The organism is Lysobacter sp. Soil_C_59 (assembly GCF_057656415.1).
In genome coordinates, this window is the sequence record NZ_JBDGKK010000003.1 from 196,528 (window position 1) to 211,781 (window position 15,254).

Genomic DNA, 15,254 nt, shown 5'->3' on the forward strand with positions numbered 1-15,254 from the left:
GACGTGGCTGGCATGAAAGTGTGGCGACCCGGCCCGCGGGCCCTGTTCGCCAGCAAGGCCCTGGTGCACCTGCTGGCGCTGACGCCGGCGGCGATCCTGGCCTGGCAGATCCGCGACGAGTTCCTCACCGGCAGCGGTGGCCTCGGCGCGGACCCGGTGGCGGCCATCGAGCACCGGCTCGGCCTGTGGGCGTTGCGGTTCCTGATGATCACCCTGGCGATCACGCCGCTGCGGCAACTGACCAACCAGCCGGCGCTGCTGCGCTTCCGTCGCATGCTCGGGCTGTATGTCTTCGCCTATGCGACTCTGCACCTGACCGCCTACCTGGTGCTCGACCTGCGCGGCTACTGGGCGCAGATCTTCGAGGAGATCGTCAAGCGCCCCTACATCACCGTCGGATTCGCCGCATGGCTGTTGCTGCTGCCGCTGGCGATCACTTCGACCCAGGCGGCGATCCGCAGGCTCGGCCGCAACTGGGCCCGACTGCACCAGCTGGTCTACGTCATCGCCGTGCTGGCGGTGCTGCACTTCTGGTGGCTGGTGAAGTCCGACATCCGCGAACCGGCGCTGTACGCCGGCATCCTGGCAGTGCTGCTGGGCTGGCGCGGGTGGAAGAAGCTGCGGGCGATCAACGCGCGCCGTACAGCAACAGCAGGCTGAGCGCGGCTGCGATCAGCAGTGCCGCCAGCAGCAGCCACGGCATGCGCCGCACCGACTGCGGCAACGTCGACGGAGCCCGCGGCTCCTCCACCGGCACAGGCCGGGACGGTGCCGGCGCGGACGCTTCGACGCCAGCGATGCGCTGCACCGGGGCCTCGACGACGAAGCGGTGCTGGTTGCCGAACACGACCTGGTCACCCGGCTGCAGCAGTGCATGGCGCACCGGCCGGCCGTTGACGATGGTGCCTTCCACCGAGCCCAGGTCGCGCAGCACCACGCCATCGGCGTGCGCCTCCAGGCGGGCATGGCGGTCGACGAACGTGGCTTCGTTGATGCGGATGTCGCACTCGCCGGCGCGGCCGACGGTGCGCGGCCGGTCAAGCGTGAAGCTGCGGCCATGGTGCGGGCCACCCACGCCGCGCAGCAGCATGCGGGTGTCGGCGCCGCCGGAGAATCCGTAGTCGACCGGTGCGGGCAGCGGGTCGGCCGCCAGCAGCAACAGCTCGATGCCGTCGACGAAGATCGCGTCGCCGACGCGCAGCATCGCCATCCGCCGCACCGGGCGGCCGTTGACGTGAAGGCCGCGTGCGCCTTCACGCACCTGCAGCCACACGCCGCGGCGGTCCACGCAGAACTGCACCAGGGCAGCATCGATCGAACCCGGGCGCAGCGCGCCCTGGCTGTCGTAGCCAATGGCATGCACGCCCGGGCTCAGCGCCAGGTCGGCATGTTCTCGGTTCTGGAATCGCAGTCTTAGGGAATTCACGCCCGCGCAATCTAGCATGCGTCACACACTTGGAAGCAGGGGGGCGTGCCCGCACAATACCGGCACTTCGGAGGACCAGACATGTCGAACATCGATATCCACCACGCCCATTCGCTCTCGCCCGAGCAGGCCCGCCAGGCCGTGCAGGAAGTGGCCGAGAAACTGTCCGAGCGTTTCGGCATGGAGTACGCCTGGGCCGGCGACGTCCTCAACTTCAACCGCAGCGGCGTCGACGGCCACATCGCGCTGGAGCCAGAAGAACTTCACGTGACGGCGAAGCTGGGCTTCCTGCTGAGCACGATGAAAGGCCCGATCGAGGCCGAGATCAAGCGCGTACTCGACGAGCGCTTCGCCTGAGGCTCCGCGCGGTTAGGCTATCTGGCCGCGGAACGGGTCCGGCTCGCCTGCGAACAGGCGCCTGGACACCGCGCGTTCGTCCTCCTCGATCTCGGCGATGAAGCTGCGCACATCGCCCAGCTTCGAGAAGGCTTCGAAGCCACGTTCCAGGAACCCCTGCAGCTCCGAGACGCCGGCCGCCTTCGCCGGGCCGTGCGAAAGCTTGAGCAGCATCGAGATGCCCGGCAGTCGCAACGCACTGCCCAGCCCCAGGCCGACACGGGCGATCAGGTCGATCTGGTGCGATCGCAACCGCGGCAGTCCCGCCTCGCGGTAAGCCCGCGCATACAGTTCGGCGTCGAGCTTGCGCCGCTGCCCGCCGACCTTCTGCAGGACCCCGGCCATGCGCAGGTCGAAGGCATGGGTCAGCAGCCCCAGCTCGATCGCATCGGCCACCGTCTCCAGCAGGCCGGTCGGCAGCAGGCGCTGCATCATCGGCAGGACCTTGGCGATGTCGGCATCGCGGCGACTGAAATCGTGGTCGTTGTAGACGTCACTCAGGAAGAACTGGGCCGCCGGGCGGCGCCGGGGGTCGCTGAGGAAGCGATCGAAGCTGGCCTCCAGCCGCCGCGCCTGCCAACGCCGGACTTCGGGCAGCCAGCGCAGGCGGTTGCGAGGCTCCTGTCCCGGGTCGTGCAGCGCATGGTGCTCGCGCAGCAGCCACTGCAGCCTTTGCGCCAGCGGGCGACGACGATGGCTGCCTTGGGGCGTATGCGGGGACATCGGGGCTGATCATACCCGGCCCCCGGAACCGTAGGAGCGAGCTTGCTCGCGACACCGGGCCGGGGCGGCTTCGCGAGCAAGCTCGCTCCTACGAACCCGGATACACTCGGGTCATTCCCGCGACGCGTGCCTCCATGCTGTCAGTCCACTCCGCCCGGCACCGGCCGCGCAACCATACCGATGGCAGTCCCAGCAAGATTGGGCTTGCGGTCGCCGGCGGCGGCCCGATCGGCGGCATGTACGAGCTGGGCGCCCTGCGTGCGCTCGACGAAGCGCTCGACGGCCTCGACCTGACCCGTCTCGACAGCTATGTGGGCGTCAGCAGCGGCGCGTTCCTCGCCGCCGGGCTGGCCAACCGCATGGATACCGCGCAGATGTGCCGGATCTTCATCACCGGCGACAGCGACGACGTGCAATTCCGGCCCGAGACCTTCCTGCGCCCGGCGATTTTCGAGTACCTGCGCCGTGCCGCCGGCCTGCCGCGCCTGGCCGCGCAGTGGGGCCAGGACATGCTCTTCTCGGGCAAGGAAGCGCGCTGGTCGGACCTGTTGATGCGCTTCGGCGGCCTGGTGCCGACCGGGCTGTTCGACAATGCCCGCGTCGAGGAATTCCTGCGCGATGTCTTCACCCGGCGCGGGCGCAGCAATGACTTCCGCGACCTCGATGCCACGCTCTACGTCATATCGGTTGACCTCGACAGCGGCGAAGTCGTGCGCTTCGGCGGCGAAGGCTGGCGCGACGTGCCGATCTCCACCGCGGTCCAGGCCAGTGCCGCCCTGCCCGGCCTGTACCCGCCGGTCGAGGTTCGCGGTCGCCACTTCGTCGATGGTGCACTGCGCCGGACCATGAACGCCTCGGTCCTGCTCGAGCGCGGCATCGACCTGCTCATCGGCATCAATCCGCTGGTGCCCTTCAACAAGGGCGATGCCGGCGTCGCCGTCAGCCGCGAGCGCAGCCTGGCCGCCGGCGGGTTACCGGCCGTGCTGTCGCAGACCTTCCGCACGCTGCTGCAGTCGCGCATGCAGGTCGGCCTGGCCCGCTATGCCCAGCAATACCCGGACATCGACCAGCTCATCTTCGAACCCAATGCCCAGGACGGCGAGCTGTTCTTCACCAACGCCTTCAGTTTCTCGGCACGCCGGCGCATCTGCGAGATCGCCTACCGCAACACCCTGGCCGACCTGCATCGCCGCGCCGACACCCTCGGCCCGCAACTGGCCGCGCATGGCATCCGCCTGCGCACCGACCTGATCGCCGACAGCGAGCGCTCGATCCTCGACGGCCTGGACGTGCCGACCCGCCACACCGAAACCACCGCCCGCCTCGAGCGCGCCCTGGACGATGTCGGCCGCCTGGTGGCCGCACGCCGCCGGCGTTGAGGTCGTCGCCAGCGCTGGTGTGAAAGCTCTAGAGCGCGGGGCGATGGTGGGGGCACATCAGCCACTCCCACCGAGGGAACCCGCATGGCGAAGTTCAAGAAGGCGGCCAAGAAGGCCAGCACCGGTCGCGGCAAGACCAGCAAGGCCGATGCACAGAAGGAAGCCGAGCAGCTCTCGCGCAGCCTGAGCGAGTCGGCGCAGCAGATCTGGCTGGCCGGCGTGGGCGCGTTCTCGCGCGCACAGGCCGAGGGCACCAAGTTGTTCGATGCCCTGATCAAGGAGGGCATGAGCCTGGAGCAGACCGCGCGCAAGTTCGCCGGCGGCCAGGCCGAGGTCGTCCGCGACGTCGTCGAGTCCAGGGTCGGCCAGGCCCGCGACCGTGCCGCCGACACCTGGGACCGGCTCGAGAAGGTGTTCGAAGATCGCGTCAACCGCGCCCTGATCAAGCTCGGCGTGCCGGGCCGCGACGACCTCACCGAGCTCAGCCGCAAGGTCGATGCGCTGACCGCCGAGCTGCGCCGCCAGGGCGGCAAGCCGGCCACCGCACGCAAGGCACCGGCCGCGAAGAAGGTCGCCAAGGCACCGGCAAAGCGCAAGCCGCGCAAGGCCGCCGCCTCCTGATATCCGGCTTGAGCTGCACCGCATTACCGCGCGGCTGATCGCCGCGCGGACAACCTAAGCCCGCCAGTTCGCGCTTCCGTATGCTCCCCTCCCCTTACGGTTTCGGACTGGCGGGCTTTCTCTTGATCGGCGCCACACGAGTTGGCGTGAAGCTGGCGTATATTCGCGGGCCCTGAACCAACAGAGTTGCGCATGCTGGCCGGCTTTTCCCCGTTGATTGCGACCGTCGTCGTCGTCCTTTCCGGCGCCCTGGCGACGGGCTACCTGTGGCTGGTCCGGCAACGCCAGGCGGAAACCCGTGCCGGCATCGAGGCACTGGCCGCGATGCGCTGGCGCGAGTTCTCGCGTCTGGTGATCGAGGCCCTGCACGCGCGTGGCTTCGTCGCCGAATCGGTCGAGAAGACGCTGGAAAGCGGCCCCCAGGCCGAGATCCGCCTGAGCCGCGAAGGCCGCACCTGGCTGCTGGCTTGCAAGCAGGCCGGCGCCCGCTCCCGCCTTGCCGCGGCAAGCGTGCGTGAACTGACCGAAGCCGTGCGCCTCACTGGCGCCGCCGGCGGCATCCTCGCCACCCCGGCCAATATTGATGCCGGCGCACGCAAGCTGGCGGGCGACCTTGATCTCTACGACGGCACGGCGCTGTGGGCACTGGTCAGCCAGATGCTGCCGTCGTCCCTGCGCGAGGACCTGACCGCCAACGCGCGCAAGCGCAGCGTCCGCGAGATCGCCATGGCCTGGGGTGGCGCCGCCGTGCTCGGCCTGCTTGCAGGCTTCATCCCCGCCCTGATGCAGGGCAAGCCCGAATCCGAAGCGGTCGCCGCCCCCGTGGCGGCGCAGCGCCCCGCCACCACCGCGCCTGCTACGTTGCCCGCCGACCGCGCCCTGACCGCCGCCGCACCGGCCGATCCCAACCGCGAGCAGTTCGAGCGTGGCGAAGTCATCCACGCCATCTCCGCCCTGCCGTGGGTCGAGCGCGTGCTGTGGTCGACCTCGTCGACGCTGGTCATCCAGCAGCGCGAGGACGTCGAGCAGCTGCACGTGCAGGAAGTCTGCGCGGTGCTCAGCCGCTATGACTCACTGCGAGCCTCGCGCCTGCAGCTGCAGCCGCCGGCGGGAAGCCAGCGGACGGTGCGGTTCCTGCAGTGCAGCAGCTACTGAGGGCGGGCAGCTACCAGTGCACCCCGCGCATCAACGATGCGAACGCGATCTGCTCGTTGCTCGGCTTGACCTCGCCGCGTAGTGCCTGCTTGTCGCCGCGCGCGGCCGCCGAATCCGGGAACAGCTCGAACGCGGTGCTCATGATCACCTCGTAAGCCTTCGGCGCCAGTGCGTTGAGCACGGAGGCGGTGATGCCAAGGCGCGTGGCGATCCGGCTGGGGCGTTCGATGATCCCCTTCACCACCAGGTCGGCGGCCTCTTCCGGGGTCAACGTCGGCACCGAGTCGTACATCTTGGTCGGCGCGATCATCGGCGTCTTCACCAGCGGCATGTTGATCGTGGTGAAGCAGATCCCCTTGCCCGACAGCTCGCCCTGTGCGCAACGGCTCCACGCATCGAGCGCCGCCTTGGAGGCGACGTAGGCCGAGAAGCGTGGCGAGTTGGCCAGCACGCCGATCGAGCTGATGTTGATGATGTGGCCCTTGCGGCGTTGGACCATGCCCGGCATGAGGCCCATGATCAGGCGCAGGCTGCCGAAGTAATTCAGCTGCATGGTCCGCTCGAAGTCGTGGAAGCGGTCGTAGCTGAGCTCGATCGAGCGACGGATCGAGCGGCCGGCGTTGTTGACGAGCACATCGACCTTGCCGTGCTCCTCGAGCACGGTCTTCACCAGGCGGTCGCAATCGTCCATGTCGGCCAGGTCGGCGGTGTAGGCGAAGACCTTGCCGCCGGCGGCCCGCATCTCGTCGCGCGCCTTGAACAGCTCGCCCTCGCCACGCGCCACGATCACCGTGATCGCGCCGGCCTCGGCCACACGCTGCGCGGTCGCCAGGCCGATGCCCGACGAACCGCCGGTGATGACCACGACCTTGTTGCGGACCTTGCCCTTGAGGGTGCGGTCGACGAACAGGTCCGGGTCGAGGTGGCGCTCCCAGTAATCCCACAGGCGCCAGGCGTAGCCTTCCAGCGGCGGCACCTGGATGCCACTGCCCTTGAGTGCACGCTCGGCCTCGCGGTTGTCGAAGCGCGTGGGATAGGTCAGGAACTTCAGCGTCGCCTTCGGCACCTTGAAGTCGCGCAGCAGCATGCCGACGAAGCGCCGCACCGGCGGCAGGTTGCCGACCATGCCGCGCACGCTGCCGGGGATGAAGGCGAACATGCGCGCATCGATGCGCATGGTCATTTCCGGCGAATGGCCGGCACGGGCGAAGGTGTTGAGCACCTCGCCCACGCGCATGGGTTCCGGATCGGTCAGATGGAAGCAGTGGCCGTCCAGGCGCGGCTTGTGCGCGATGTGGTCCATCGCATCGACGACGAAATCCACCGGCACGATGTTGATGCGCCCGCCTTCCAGGCCGAGCATCGGCATCCACGGCGGCAGCATTTCGCGCAGCTTCTTGAGGAAGGTGAAGAAGTAGTAAGGCCCGTCGATCTTGTCCATCTCGCCGGTCTGCGAGTGGCCCACCACCATGCCCGGGCGGTAGATGCGCCACTTGATCCGGGTTTCCCTGCGTACCAGCCCTTCCGATTCGTGCTTGGTGCGCAGGTATGGATCATCCAGCCCTTCGGCCTCTTCGAACATGTCCTCGCGGAACACGCCCTGGTACAGGCCCGCGGCGGCGATTGAACTGGTGTGGTGGAACACCTCGGCTTTGAGCGCGACAGCCAGGTCGAGCGCATTCTGCGTGCCGTCGATGTTGGCCGCACGTTGCGACTCCGCATTGGCGGTGAGGTCGTAGATCGCGGCGAGGTGGAAGAAGTGCTTGACCTTGCCGCTCAGCGTGCGCAACTGCGCGGCGCTGACACCGCACTTTGGCTCGGTCATGTCGCCATCGACCAGGACCACGCGCTTGCTGTCCCAGCCCATCTTCTTGGCGATCGCTTCGAGCTTCTTGTGCGAGTCCTTGCGCACCAGCACGTAGACGGTGCCCTTGCGCTTGAGCAGCTTGCTGACGAGAAAGCGTCCGATGAAGCCCGTCGCGCCGGTGACGAAATAACTCATGTCCCACTCCCTGACCTTGAGCATGCCGCGTGGCGGCGTAATGGGCCTACGTTGCCAGAGCCGGTGGCGCGCGACAATTCCCGGGCGTATTGACCACCCCTGCGGTGCGTGCGGTAATGCCGACACCATCTTGGCCGCCGGGAGGGGCGACCCATGTCCGATCTGCACACTGATTTCGAGCAAGCCGCCAAGGATGTGAAGACGCTGTCCGACCGCCCCGACAACGAGACGCTGCTGCGCCTGTACGCGCTGTACAAGCAAGGCTCCGAAGGGGATGTCAGCGGGCCCAAGCCGGGCTTCTTCGACTTCGTCGGCACGGCCAAGTACGAGGCCTGGGCCAAGCTCAAGGGCACCGGCAGCGACGAGGCCAAGAAGAAATACATCGACCTGGTGAAAAGGCTGCGGTCCTGATCTTCACCCTGCACTCACGCGCGCCGCGTCGCGCCCCCGCCGCCCCCCGAGCGAACTGATGGCGACCAGTTGATGGCGAAGCAGACCCGCCAGCGCATCCTCGAGAGCGCGTTGACCATGTTCAACGCGCTGGGCGAGCCCAATGTCACCACCAACCATATCGCCGACGAGCTGGAGATCAGCCCGGGCAATCTGTACTACCACTTCCGCAACAAGGACGACATCATCGAGCAGCTGTTCGCGCGCTTCGAGGAGCGCATGGACGCCGCGCTGGCCGCGCCGGAAGGACGACTGCCCGGGCTCGAGGACATCTGGTTGCAGTTGCACCTGGTGTTCGAGTGCATCTGGGACTACCGCTTCCTGCATCGCGACCTGGTCGAGATCCTCAGCCGCAACCGTCGCCTGCGCCTGCGCTTCGCCCGCATCCTGCGCCGCGCCGACGAGCAGGCACACACCGTCATGCGCGGCCTGGTGCAGGCCGGGATCATGCGTGCCTCGAAAGACGAAGTGGCCGCCACCGCGACCAACGTGCTGGTGATCGCCACGTTCTGGCTGAACTATGCCGCCGCGCGCGGCGACAAGGACGAACACGCGGCGATCCGCGACGGCATCGTGCAGGTGATGATGCTGCTGGCGCCGTTCCTGCGCGACGCCGAGCGGGTGCATCTCAATACACTGACGCGGGCCTACCTGGACTGATTGCCCCGCCCTGTTCCGCGGTGTCCGTCATCCCCGCGAAGGCGGGGACCCAGCGACTTCAGGCCGCCCGCTTCGCCGGCTTGCGCACGCCCTTCTGGCGAACGGTACGCTTCGCCTTCGGCGCCGCCTTCTGCTTCAACCCCAGCTTGTCGAGCACTGGCGCCAGCCGCGCCTCGACCTCGCTGCTGAACTGCACGACGCAAGGCTCGACCTGGCGCACGCGCGCGCCGGCACTGCCGGCCAGCTCCTGCACGCGACGCTGCAACGCGTCCAACCGGGCCACGGCCCGTGCAGGCGCCACCAGCGCTTCGCGTCGGGACACCGCCACCAGGCCGAGGCCGGCCAGCCAGACGTGACGCAGCGTGGTCTTGCTCGCTGCATTGGATTTGCGCTTGGCAGCCGCCATCGGTAACTCCACATCCGGACGGGGCGCCCGGCTTTCGCGCTCACTTTCGTGGCGACTGATCGAGCAAACACACTAGGTCCTAGTCCCGAGTGGGGGCTTGCCAGATTCCGGCCCCAGGCGAGATGCTGCCCATCCCGACCCGCCGACAAGGACCGCAGATGGCCGCCAAATCCAGCTGGGCAGCGTTTCCACACGACGCCAAGGGCTTCACCTATGCCGGTGACGCGCTCAAGAAGGCCTGGCCGAAGCTGCACGCCGGCGACAACGAGCCGTACCCGGACAGCAAGCGCGCCGCGGCCCTGATCGCCGCCGCCGGCAAGACCGCGCCCAAGGGACTCGATGCCGATGCGCTCGCCGACGCGCTGCAGGACGCCTGGCGCAAATTCCATCATGGCGACTTCAAGGCGGCCTTCGACGCGGGCGAAGCGCTCGGTCCGGTCGGTGCATCCGTCGCGGTGAAGGCCATCGGTATCCATGCCACTTACCTGGTCGATGACGACGCCGAAAAACTCAAGCGCTTCGAGCAGGCGGCAAAGATCGCGGAGAACGCGGTGAAGGCCCTGCCCGACGAAGCCAACAGCCACTATCGCCATGCCTTCGCACTGGGTCGCTACAGCCAGGGGCTGAGCATCGCCAAGGCACTCAAGGCCGGCATCGCCGGCAAGGTACGCGGCGCCCTCGACAAGACTCTGGAGCAGTCACCCAAGCATGCCGAGGCGCATACGGCGATGGCGCTGTACCACGCCGAGATCATCGGCAAGGTCGGCAGCATGATTGGTGGCCTGACCTATGGCGCCAAATCGGCCGAAGCCGAAAAACACATCAAGACGGCGCTGAAGCTGACGCCCGATTCGCCCATCGCCCATATCGAGCACGGAAACGTGCTGATGCTGTTGCATGGCGACAAGCAGGAAGACGCGGCAGCCGCGGCCTACGAGAAAGCCGCCAAGCTCAAGCCGATCGATGCGATGGAAGCGTTGGATGCGGCGTTTGCCGCGTCACAACTGGAGTAGCGCCGCGCGGCCTTCAGTGGCCCCACATCGCCAGCAAGCCACGCTCGCGCGCGATCCGCGCCAGCTCGCCAACGGTGCGCGCGCCGAGCTTTTCCATCAGGTTGGCGCGGTGGCGGTACAGCGTCTTCACGCTGATGCCCAACTCGCTGGCGATGGCCTTGGGCGGCAGGTCCGACAGCAGCCCGCGCAGGGTTTCCACTTCGCGTGGCGTCAGTCGCGACGCGACCGGCCGGTGGACAGTGGCATTGAGGTCGCTGCTGAGCACCACTTCTCCCTGCATGACCCGGTCGAGCACGCCGACCAGCTCATCCACCGCGGCGGCCTTGGTCACGTAACCATGCGCGCCCAGGTCCAAGGCCCGCAGGACCAGCCCGGGGTCGTCATGCATGCTCAGTACCACCCGGCGCACGTTCGGCACGACCGCGGCCAGCTGCCCGAGCAGGGTCAGGCCGCTGTTGCCGGCGCTCAGGCTCAGATCGAGCACGGCGATGTCCGGGGAATGGGTACGCGCAGCCGCAACCGCGTCGGCGACCGTCGACGCCTCCGCCAGGACTTCATACCCTTCCGTGTTTTCAAAGAGGCGCTTGAAGCCCTCTCGGACGATTGCGTGATCGTCGACTAGCAATACCCTGACCATAGACACTAGTCTGACAGCCCCAGCCGACGGCGGGTTAGAAAAAGTCTCCATCCCGGCGTATGGAGACGGGGTACCCTGCCTGCCGATGCATCAGAACCTCCTCACTTCCGACCCACCACGCATGCCTAACCGATCGTCGCCCACTTCGCCCAGCCTGGGCGGCACGTTGCGCGAGACGGGCCTGGGCGTGCTGGCGATGGTTGCGATGGCGGCAATATATATGCCGCTGGGGCTTTTCAGCTTCTTCCACTGGATGGTCGCCAGCGGCGTCCTGTTCACGGCCCTGTGGTGCATGCCCAGGCGCTCGTGGCCCTGGTTGTTCGCAGGCGCGATCCTGGCGCGCATCATCAACGGCGCACTCATGAGCGCCTCATCAGGCGACCCTGGCACCTTCCTGCAGTACTGGCCCGGCCCGCTGCAGTTCGTGCTCGGCAATCTGCTTGAGCCGTTCATGATCGCCACCGGCGTCTTGTTGCTGCAGCACTGGCGGGTGTTTCCCAAGGACCCGATGAGCCTGGATTCCATGGCCCGGCTCCACTTGGCCACTGCAGTCTCCGCGCTGGCGGTGGCGAGCAAGGACGTTGCCTACGTGCTGGTGGACGGCCGGATCGGCGACGTGCCCCTGGACCGCCTCGGCGACCTGGCACCGATGATGGGGCCCAGCATATGGACGCTGCTGGCCGCCTTCATCCTGAAGGACTTCCTCAGCAACTTCATCGGCTGCATCCTGATCGCGCCGCTGGGCGCGTGGATCTCGCTTCCCGCGCACTATTCACCATCAAAACCCATCATAAGCAGCGCCATCCGCTATTTGTTGCCGACAATGGCGCTGTACCTGGTGCTGAGCCTGAGCCGACCCGGCAGCAACCTGGGCGAACTATTGAGGTTGCTGCTGATGGTCGCCGTGGTCGTATTCGCGTTGCGTCACGGCTGGCGTGGCGCAGCCATCTCGGTACTGGTGGCCAGCATCGCAATCGCGGTCGAGGAGCATGTCGGCCTGCCTGTCTACACCCCGATCCGATTGCAGATCTTCGTCGCCATCACCGGCGCCATGGCGTTGCTGTTCGGCGTCACCGTCGATGACATGCGCCGCGGCGTCGCCCTGCTCCGCCAAGCCAATGCCGAGGCCGCGGCCCTGACCGCAAAACTACACGCCTCGGCACTGCGCAACCTGCAGGCGGAAGAACGCGAACGCCGGCGCCTGGCCGCCGACCTGCACGACGAATTCGGACAGAACCTGACGGCACTGCAGACGCACCTCAAACTGGCCCAGCGGGACTTCATCGAGAGCGGACGGACCGCCGTCGTCGACAACCTGCTCGAACTGACCCGCAACATGCGCCGCAACATCGGCTCGGTGCTCGAGTCACTGCGCCCGGCGGCGCTCGACGAACTGGGCCTGTACGCATCGATCGAGCGCGGCCAGATCCGTCGTCTGGTCGAGGAAGCCGGCCTGGAGTTCGACGCCCACCTGGAAGGCGACGCCCGCCTGCTGTCGATGCTGGCCCCGGTGCACCGTCACGCCGCCTACCGCGTCGTGCAGGAGGCCGTGACGAACGTCGTACGCCACGCCCGCGCCAGCCGCTGCGAAGTGCGCCTGCGCATCAACCTGCGCAACGACGCGCTGTGGTTGTTCATCCATGTCCGCGATGATGGCATTGGCGGCGCGGACGGCATGCGCGCGAACCATGGGTTGACCAACATCTTCGACCGCGTGGTGGCGTTGAGCGGCTCGATGAAGATGGCCGACATGCATCCGGGGCTGAGGCTGCATACCTTGATCCGGCAGCCGTTTGCGGAGTTTGAGTGAGCGCACTGGCTGCGAGCATCGAAAACGTCGCATGACCTGGGACTGGAACTGGTTCACGCCGCTGGGGCACGTCGCGGTGGTATGGCCGTTGACGATCGCGACCGCTGCCTTGCTGATTGTTCGTGCAGGCGGGAGGACGTCGCTTGCCGGTGTTTCGACCTGGCTTGGCGCAATGGCCCTGGCGTCACTGCTGGTGGCCGCGAGCAAGGTTGCCTTCTACGGCTGGGGCACCGGAATCCGCGAATGGAACCTCACCTGCTTCAGCGGGCATAGCGTGCTGGCGATGGGGTTCTGGCCGGTGGCGCTGGCCTTGCTGGTTCCAACGAGATTGCGACGCTCACGCCACATCGCGTACGCGCTTGGCGCCCTGATTGGCGTGCTCGTGGGAGTATCCAGAGTCAAGCTCAACGCCCATCCGACGTCGGAAGTGGTGGCTGGACTCGCGCTCGGGCTGCTCGTTGCGTCGCTGTCGTTGAAGGCATTGGCAGCAACGCACCTGGGGGCGAAGCAAGTGGCACTCGCCACCACACTGACCGTGATTGTCAGCATCTGGATCGGAGTCCACCTGCCCAACCTGCAAACCGAGCACTGGCTTGGAAGGCTTGGGGCAAGCCTTGCCGGCAACGAAAAGCCGGTGCATCGCCAATCGTGGCTGAAGGACGAGGCTGCCGGCAGGCATTCTGAGTAACCTGCCAAACCCGTCATTCCCGCGCAGGCGGGAATCCAGGGACGTTGGCGGCAGAATCTAGAACGCGGGCGACTGATGCCAGCGCCACGCCGCCTCGATAATCGACTCGATTGTTTCATGGGCCGGCACCCAACCAAGCTCGCTACGCGCTTTGTGACTGGCTGCGACCAGGACCGCAGGGTCACCCGTGCGACGAGGCGCTACCTCGAACGGAACTTCGCGCCCTGTGACCCGGGCTGCAGCTTCAATGACCTGCCTGACGGAAAAACCATTCCCGTTTCCAAGATTGAACGCGTGCGCGCCTTCATGCCTGTCCATGTACTCCAGCGCCAGCTCATGAGCCTGCGCCAGATCATCGACGTGGACATAGTCACGGACGCAGGTGCCATCGGACGTCCGATAGTCGTCCCCGAAGACCTTCAGACCAGGCCCTTGCCTGAGAACGGCCTTCAGGACATTGGGGATCAGATGGGTCTCGGGTTGGTGCGACTCACCGATCTCGCCGTCCGGGGACGCACCCGCCGCATTGAAGTAGCGCAAAGACACGGAGCGGAGCCCGTAGGCGTGCGCCGCATCCGAGAGGATGCGTTCGACCATGAGCTTGCTGGCGCCGTAGGGGTTGATCGGCTGCTTGGGATGCGTCTCATCGATGGTTGCCGATACCGGCTCACCGAAGATCGCGGCCGTCGAAGAAAAGACCAGGCGATCGACACCATTGCGACGCATCGCCTCAAGCAGGTTCAGCGTACCCACAACGTTGTTCGCGTAGTAGTCGTACGGGCGCGCCACCGACTCGCCAACCAGCGAGCGCGCGCAAAAATGCAACACCGCATCGAACCGGGCGCTGGAGAAGACATTGTCCAGCGAAGACTGGTCGAGGAGATCGGCTTCGATCAGCCCGCCCCATTGCACCGCTTCACGGTGACCGGTTGCCAGGTTGTCGAGCACAGTCACTGCATAGCCGCGCGTGGCCAGCCACTTGGCCATATGGCTGCCGATGTAGCCGGCGCCGCCGCAGATCAGAACTGTCTTACCCATGCACACCTTCTCAGTCTCGACGAAGCTCAACGCGAACCTGACTCCTCGTTGGCCCCGGCACTTCGAGGCCAATCACCCAAAAGACACGCCACCACTACCGGTGCCCGAACGGACAGTTACTCGACTTCTGGCTTCCGCAGGAGTACCTGCGCAAAGGAAGTGAAAGCGGGAACCGGGTTTCTTGCCAGATACTCAGCCACCGCCTTCGAAATCTTGAAGCCGAACGGAACTCTCTCGTAATAGCGCATGGCACCAAAGAAGCCCTTGTAGCTGACAACTTCATAGCCGATGGACTGGAACTTAGAGATCTGCGACTTCGTTGGGCCGTAGCACCAGCTGTAGTAGGCCGGAAACTTCGCCCTCCTCACCTTATCTCGCGGCGAGAACACGTCCAGCGCAGCACCAGCAAGACGCTCCGGCGCGAACCTATTTATGAGGAAAGGTGGAGCAAAAAGAGTGGGAAAGTAGTGAAACGCATATCCGCCAGGCGCAAGCAGATCAAATACGTTCTGATGAAAGTCCTTGCCACTCTCGACGTGCTCGGCGAGCATCTTGGTAAAGACAAAGTCGAACCGCTCACCAGGCAACTCAGCTTTGTTGCAGATATTCGCGCAAACAGTCTTGTAACCAGACGGAGCCTTATCCATCTCGTGCTGGGAAATATCGAGAAGCGTGTACTTCAAGCGATGCCGCTCAATGAAGTCCAGTTCGACAGCAGGGTTCGCGCCGCCGCCAACTTCGCACACACTCGACACGCCCAAGTTAACCAGATTCTCATGCAGCACCTTGGGATACGCCCCCCAGGCCAGCTCCGAGGACTCAAACTCAACAAAACTATTCACGACATCCC

The 15,254-nt window shown here is 66.2% G+C and carries 17 protein-coding genes; 10 read left to right on the top strand and 7 right to left on the bottom strand.

Annotated features, from left to right (window positions below):
* Positions 1–12 precede the first annotated feature (12 nt).
* A complete protein-coding gene (msrQ, locus tag AC3A3Q_RS07600; RefSeq protein ID WP_487585677.1) occupies positions 13–660 on the top strand; it encodes a protein-methionine-sulfoxide reductase heme-binding subunit MsrQ in 648 nt (215 codons plus the stop codon).
* Here msrQ and AC3A3Q_RS07605 read toward each other — a convergent pair.
* Positions 629–1,426 (bottom strand): FHA domain-containing protein, encoded by a 798-nt coding sequence (locus AC3A3Q_RS07605; protein WP_487585678.1) that lies wholly within the window; start codon positions 1,424–1,426, stop codon positions 629–631. The genes msrQ and AC3A3Q_RS07605 overlap by 32 nt on opposite strands.
* A gap of 81 nt (positions 1,427–1,507) precedes the next feature.
* Between AC3A3Q_RS07605 and AC3A3Q_RS07610 the strand changes: the two genes are divergently transcribed.
* Positions 1,508–1,783 carry a polyhydroxyalkanoic acid system family protein gene (locus tag AC3A3Q_RS07610; RefSeq protein ID WP_200605391.1) on the top strand — a complete coding sequence of 92 codons (276 nt, stop codon included), beginning with the start codon at positions 1,508–1,510 and terminating at the stop codon, positions 1,781–1,783.
* A 12-nt stretch (positions 1,784–1,795) separates the two neighbouring features.
* Here the strand turns inward: AC3A3Q_RS07610 and AC3A3Q_RS07615 are convergent, their stop codons facing one another.
* The gene (locus AC3A3Q_RS07615; protein WP_487585679.1) at positions 1,796–2,545 is read right to left on the bottom strand and encodes a DUF8198 family protein; all 750 of its coding nucleotides are present in this window, start codon (positions 2,543–2,545) and stop codon (positions 1,796–1,798) included.
* A 134-nt stretch (positions 2,546–2,679) separates the two neighbouring features.
* On the opposite strand from AC3A3Q_RS07615, the gene AC3A3Q_RS07620 reads away from it, so the two are divergent.
* The 3 genes from AC3A3Q_RS07620 to AC3A3Q_RS07630 all read left to right on the top strand — a co-directional run bounded on the left by AC3A3Q_RS07620 (position 2,680) and on the right by AC3A3Q_RS07630 (position 5,700).
* Complete coding sequence (locus AC3A3Q_RS07620; protein WP_487585680.1) at positions 2,680–3,924, top strand: patatin-like phospholipase family protein; 1,245 nt, start codon at positions 2,680–2,682, stop codon at positions 3,922–3,924.
* An 84-nt stretch (positions 3,925–4,008) separates the two neighbouring features.
* Positions 4,009–4,545, top strand: a complete 537-nt coding sequence (locus tag AC3A3Q_RS07625; RefSeq protein ID WP_487585681.1) for a phasin family protein — start codon at positions 4,009–4,011, stop codon at positions 4,543–4,545.
* A gap of 192 nt (positions 4,546–4,737) precedes the next feature.
* Positions 4,738–5,700, top strand: a complete 963-nt coding sequence (locus AC3A3Q_RS07630) for a restriction endonuclease (RefSeq protein ID WP_487585682.1) — start codon at positions 4,738–4,740, stop codon at positions 5,698–5,700.
* A 10-nt stretch (positions 5,701–5,710) separates the two neighbouring features.
* Here the strand turns inward: AC3A3Q_RS07630 and AC3A3Q_RS07635 are convergent, their stop codons facing one another.
* The gene (locus tag AC3A3Q_RS07635; protein ID WP_487585683.1) at positions 5,711–7,702 is read right to left on the bottom strand and encodes an SDR family oxidoreductase; all 1,992 of its coding nucleotides are present in this window, start codon (positions 7,700–7,702) and stop codon (positions 5,711–5,713) included.
* Between the two features lie 153 nt (positions 7,703–7,855).
* Between AC3A3Q_RS07635 and AC3A3Q_RS07640 the strand changes: the two genes are divergently transcribed.
* Complete coding sequence (locus AC3A3Q_RS07640) at positions 7,856–8,113, top strand: acyl-CoA-binding protein (protein WP_487585684.1); 258 nt, start codon at positions 7,856–7,858, stop codon at positions 8,111–8,113.
* A 72-nt stretch (positions 8,114–8,185) separates the two neighbouring features.
* The gene (locus AC3A3Q_RS07645) at positions 8,186–8,812 is read left to right on the top strand and encodes a TetR/AcrR family transcriptional regulator (protein ID WP_200605398.1); all 627 of its coding nucleotides are present in this window, start codon (positions 8,186–8,188) and stop codon (positions 8,810–8,812) included.
* A gap of 58 nt (positions 8,813–8,870) precedes the next feature.
* Here AC3A3Q_RS07645 and AC3A3Q_RS07650 read toward each other — a convergent pair whose 3' ends face one another.
* Positions 8,871–9,218: a hypothetical protein gene (locus AC3A3Q_RS07650; RefSeq protein ID WP_487585685.1), complete on the bottom strand. Its 348-nt coding sequence runs from the start codon at positions 9,216–9,218 to the stop codon at positions 8,871–8,873.
* Positions 9,219–9,376: 158 nt separating this feature from the next.
* Here AC3A3Q_RS07650 and AC3A3Q_RS07655 point away from each other — a divergent pair, with 158 nt between their 5' ends.
* On the top strand, positions 9,377–10,231 hold the full coding sequence (locus AC3A3Q_RS07655) for a hypothetical protein (protein ID WP_487585686.1): 855 nt from the start codon (positions 9,377–9,379) through the stop codon (positions 10,229–10,231).
* Between the two features lie 13 nt (positions 10,232–10,244).
* On the opposite strand, the gene AC3A3Q_RS07660 is transcribed toward AC3A3Q_RS07655, so the two are convergent.
* The gene (locus AC3A3Q_RS07660; RefSeq protein WP_487585687.1) at positions 10,245–10,868 is read right to left on the bottom strand and encodes a response regulator transcription factor; all 624 of its coding nucleotides are present in this window, start codon (positions 10,866–10,868) and stop codon (positions 10,245–10,247) included.
* Between the two features lie 121 nt (positions 10,869–10,989).
* Between AC3A3Q_RS07660 and AC3A3Q_RS07665 the strand changes: the two genes are divergently transcribed.
* Together AC3A3Q_RS07665 and AC3A3Q_RS07670 are read left to right on the top strand one after the other, a co-directional pair.
* On the top strand, positions 10,990–12,678 hold the full coding sequence (locus AC3A3Q_RS07665; RefSeq protein ID WP_487585688.1) for a histidine kinase: 1,689 nt from the start codon (positions 10,990–10,992) through the stop codon (positions 12,676–12,678).
* Positions 12,679–12,709: 31 nt separating this feature from the next.
* Positions 12,710–13,366, top strand: a complete 657-nt coding sequence (locus tag AC3A3Q_RS07670; protein WP_487585689.1) for a phosphatase PAP2 family protein — start codon at positions 12,710–12,712, stop codon at positions 13,364–13,366.
* A 57-nt stretch (positions 13,367–13,423) separates the two neighbouring features.
* On the opposite strand, the gene galE is transcribed toward AC3A3Q_RS07670, so the two are convergent.
* Both galE and AC3A3Q_RS07680 read right to left on the bottom strand, forming a co-directional pair.
* A complete protein-coding gene (galE, locus tag AC3A3Q_RS07675) occupies positions 13,424–14,404 on the bottom strand; it encodes a UDP-glucose 4-epimerase GalE (protein WP_487585970.1) in 981 nt (326 codons plus the stop codon).
* 116 nt (positions 14,405–14,520) lie between these two features.
* On the bottom strand, positions 14,521–15,246 hold the full coding sequence (locus tag AC3A3Q_RS07680; protein WP_487585690.1) for a class I SAM-dependent methyltransferase: 726 nt from the start codon (positions 15,244–15,246) through the stop codon (positions 14,521–14,523).
* Positions 15,247–15,254 lie beyond the last annotated feature (8 nt).

Excerpts from the sequence above, each read along its gene's own strand:
- AC3A3Q_RS07615 (WP_487585679.1), bottom strand. The coding sequence starts at position 2,545 with ATGTCCCCGCATACGCCCCAAGGCAGCCATCGTCGTCGCCCGCTGGCG.
- AC3A3Q_RS07625 (WP_487585681.1), top strand. The coding sequence starts at position 4,009 with ATGGCGAAGTTCAAGAAGGCGGCCAAGAAGGCCAGCACCGGTCGCGGC.
- AC3A3Q_RS07620 (WP_487585680.1), top strand. The coding sequence starts at position 2,680 with ATGCTGTCAGTCCACTCCGCCCGGCACCGGCCGCGCAACCATACCGAT.
- AC3A3Q_RS07655 (WP_487585686.1), top strand. The coding sequence starts at position 9,377 with ATGGCCGCCAAATCCAGCTGGGCAGCGTTTCCACACGACGCCAAGGGC.
- AC3A3Q_RS07635 (WP_487585683.1), bottom strand. The coding sequence starts at position 7,702 with ATGAGTTATTTCGTCACCGGCGCGACGGGCTTCATCGGACGCTTTCTC.
- msrQ (WP_487585677.1), top strand. The coding sequence starts at position 13 with ATGAAAGTGTGGCGACCCGGCCCGCGGGCCCTGTTCGCCAGCAAGGCC.
- AC3A3Q_RS07650 (WP_487585685.1), bottom strand. The coding sequence starts at position 9,218 with ATGGCGGCTGCCAAGCGCAAATCCAATGCAGCGAGCAAGACCACGCTG.
- AC3A3Q_RS07610 (WP_200605391.1), top strand. The coding sequence starts at position 1,508 with ATGTCGAACATCGATATCCACCACGCCCATTCGCTCTCGCCCGAGCAG.
- AC3A3Q_RS07670 (WP_487585689.1), top strand. The coding sequence starts at position 12,710 with ATGACCTGGGACTGGAACTGGTTCACGCCGCTGGGGCACGTCGCGGTG.
- galE (WP_487585970.1), bottom strand. The coding sequence starts at position 14,404 with ATGGGTAAGACAGTTCTGATCTGCGGCGGCGCCGGCTACATCGGCAGC.
- AC3A3Q_RS07630 (WP_487585682.1), top strand. The coding sequence starts at position 4,738 with ATGCTGGCCGGCTTTTCCCCGTTGATTGCGACCGTCGTCGTCGTCCTT.
- AC3A3Q_RS07640 (WP_487585684.1), top strand. The coding sequence starts at position 7,856 with ATGTCCGATCTGCACACTGATTTCGAGCAAGCCGCCAAGGATGTGAAG.
- AC3A3Q_RS07665 (WP_487585688.1), top strand. The coding sequence starts at position 10,990 with ATGCCTAACCGATCGTCGCCCACTTCGCCCAGCCTGGGCGGCACGTTG.
- AC3A3Q_RS07660 (WP_487585687.1), bottom strand. The coding sequence starts at position 10,868 with ATGGTCAGGGTATTGCTAGTCGACGATCACGCAATCGTCCGAGAGGGC.
- AC3A3Q_RS07645 (WP_200605398.1), top strand. The coding sequence starts at position 8,186 with ATGGCGAAGCAGACCCGCCAGCGCATCCTCGAGAGCGCGTTGACCATG.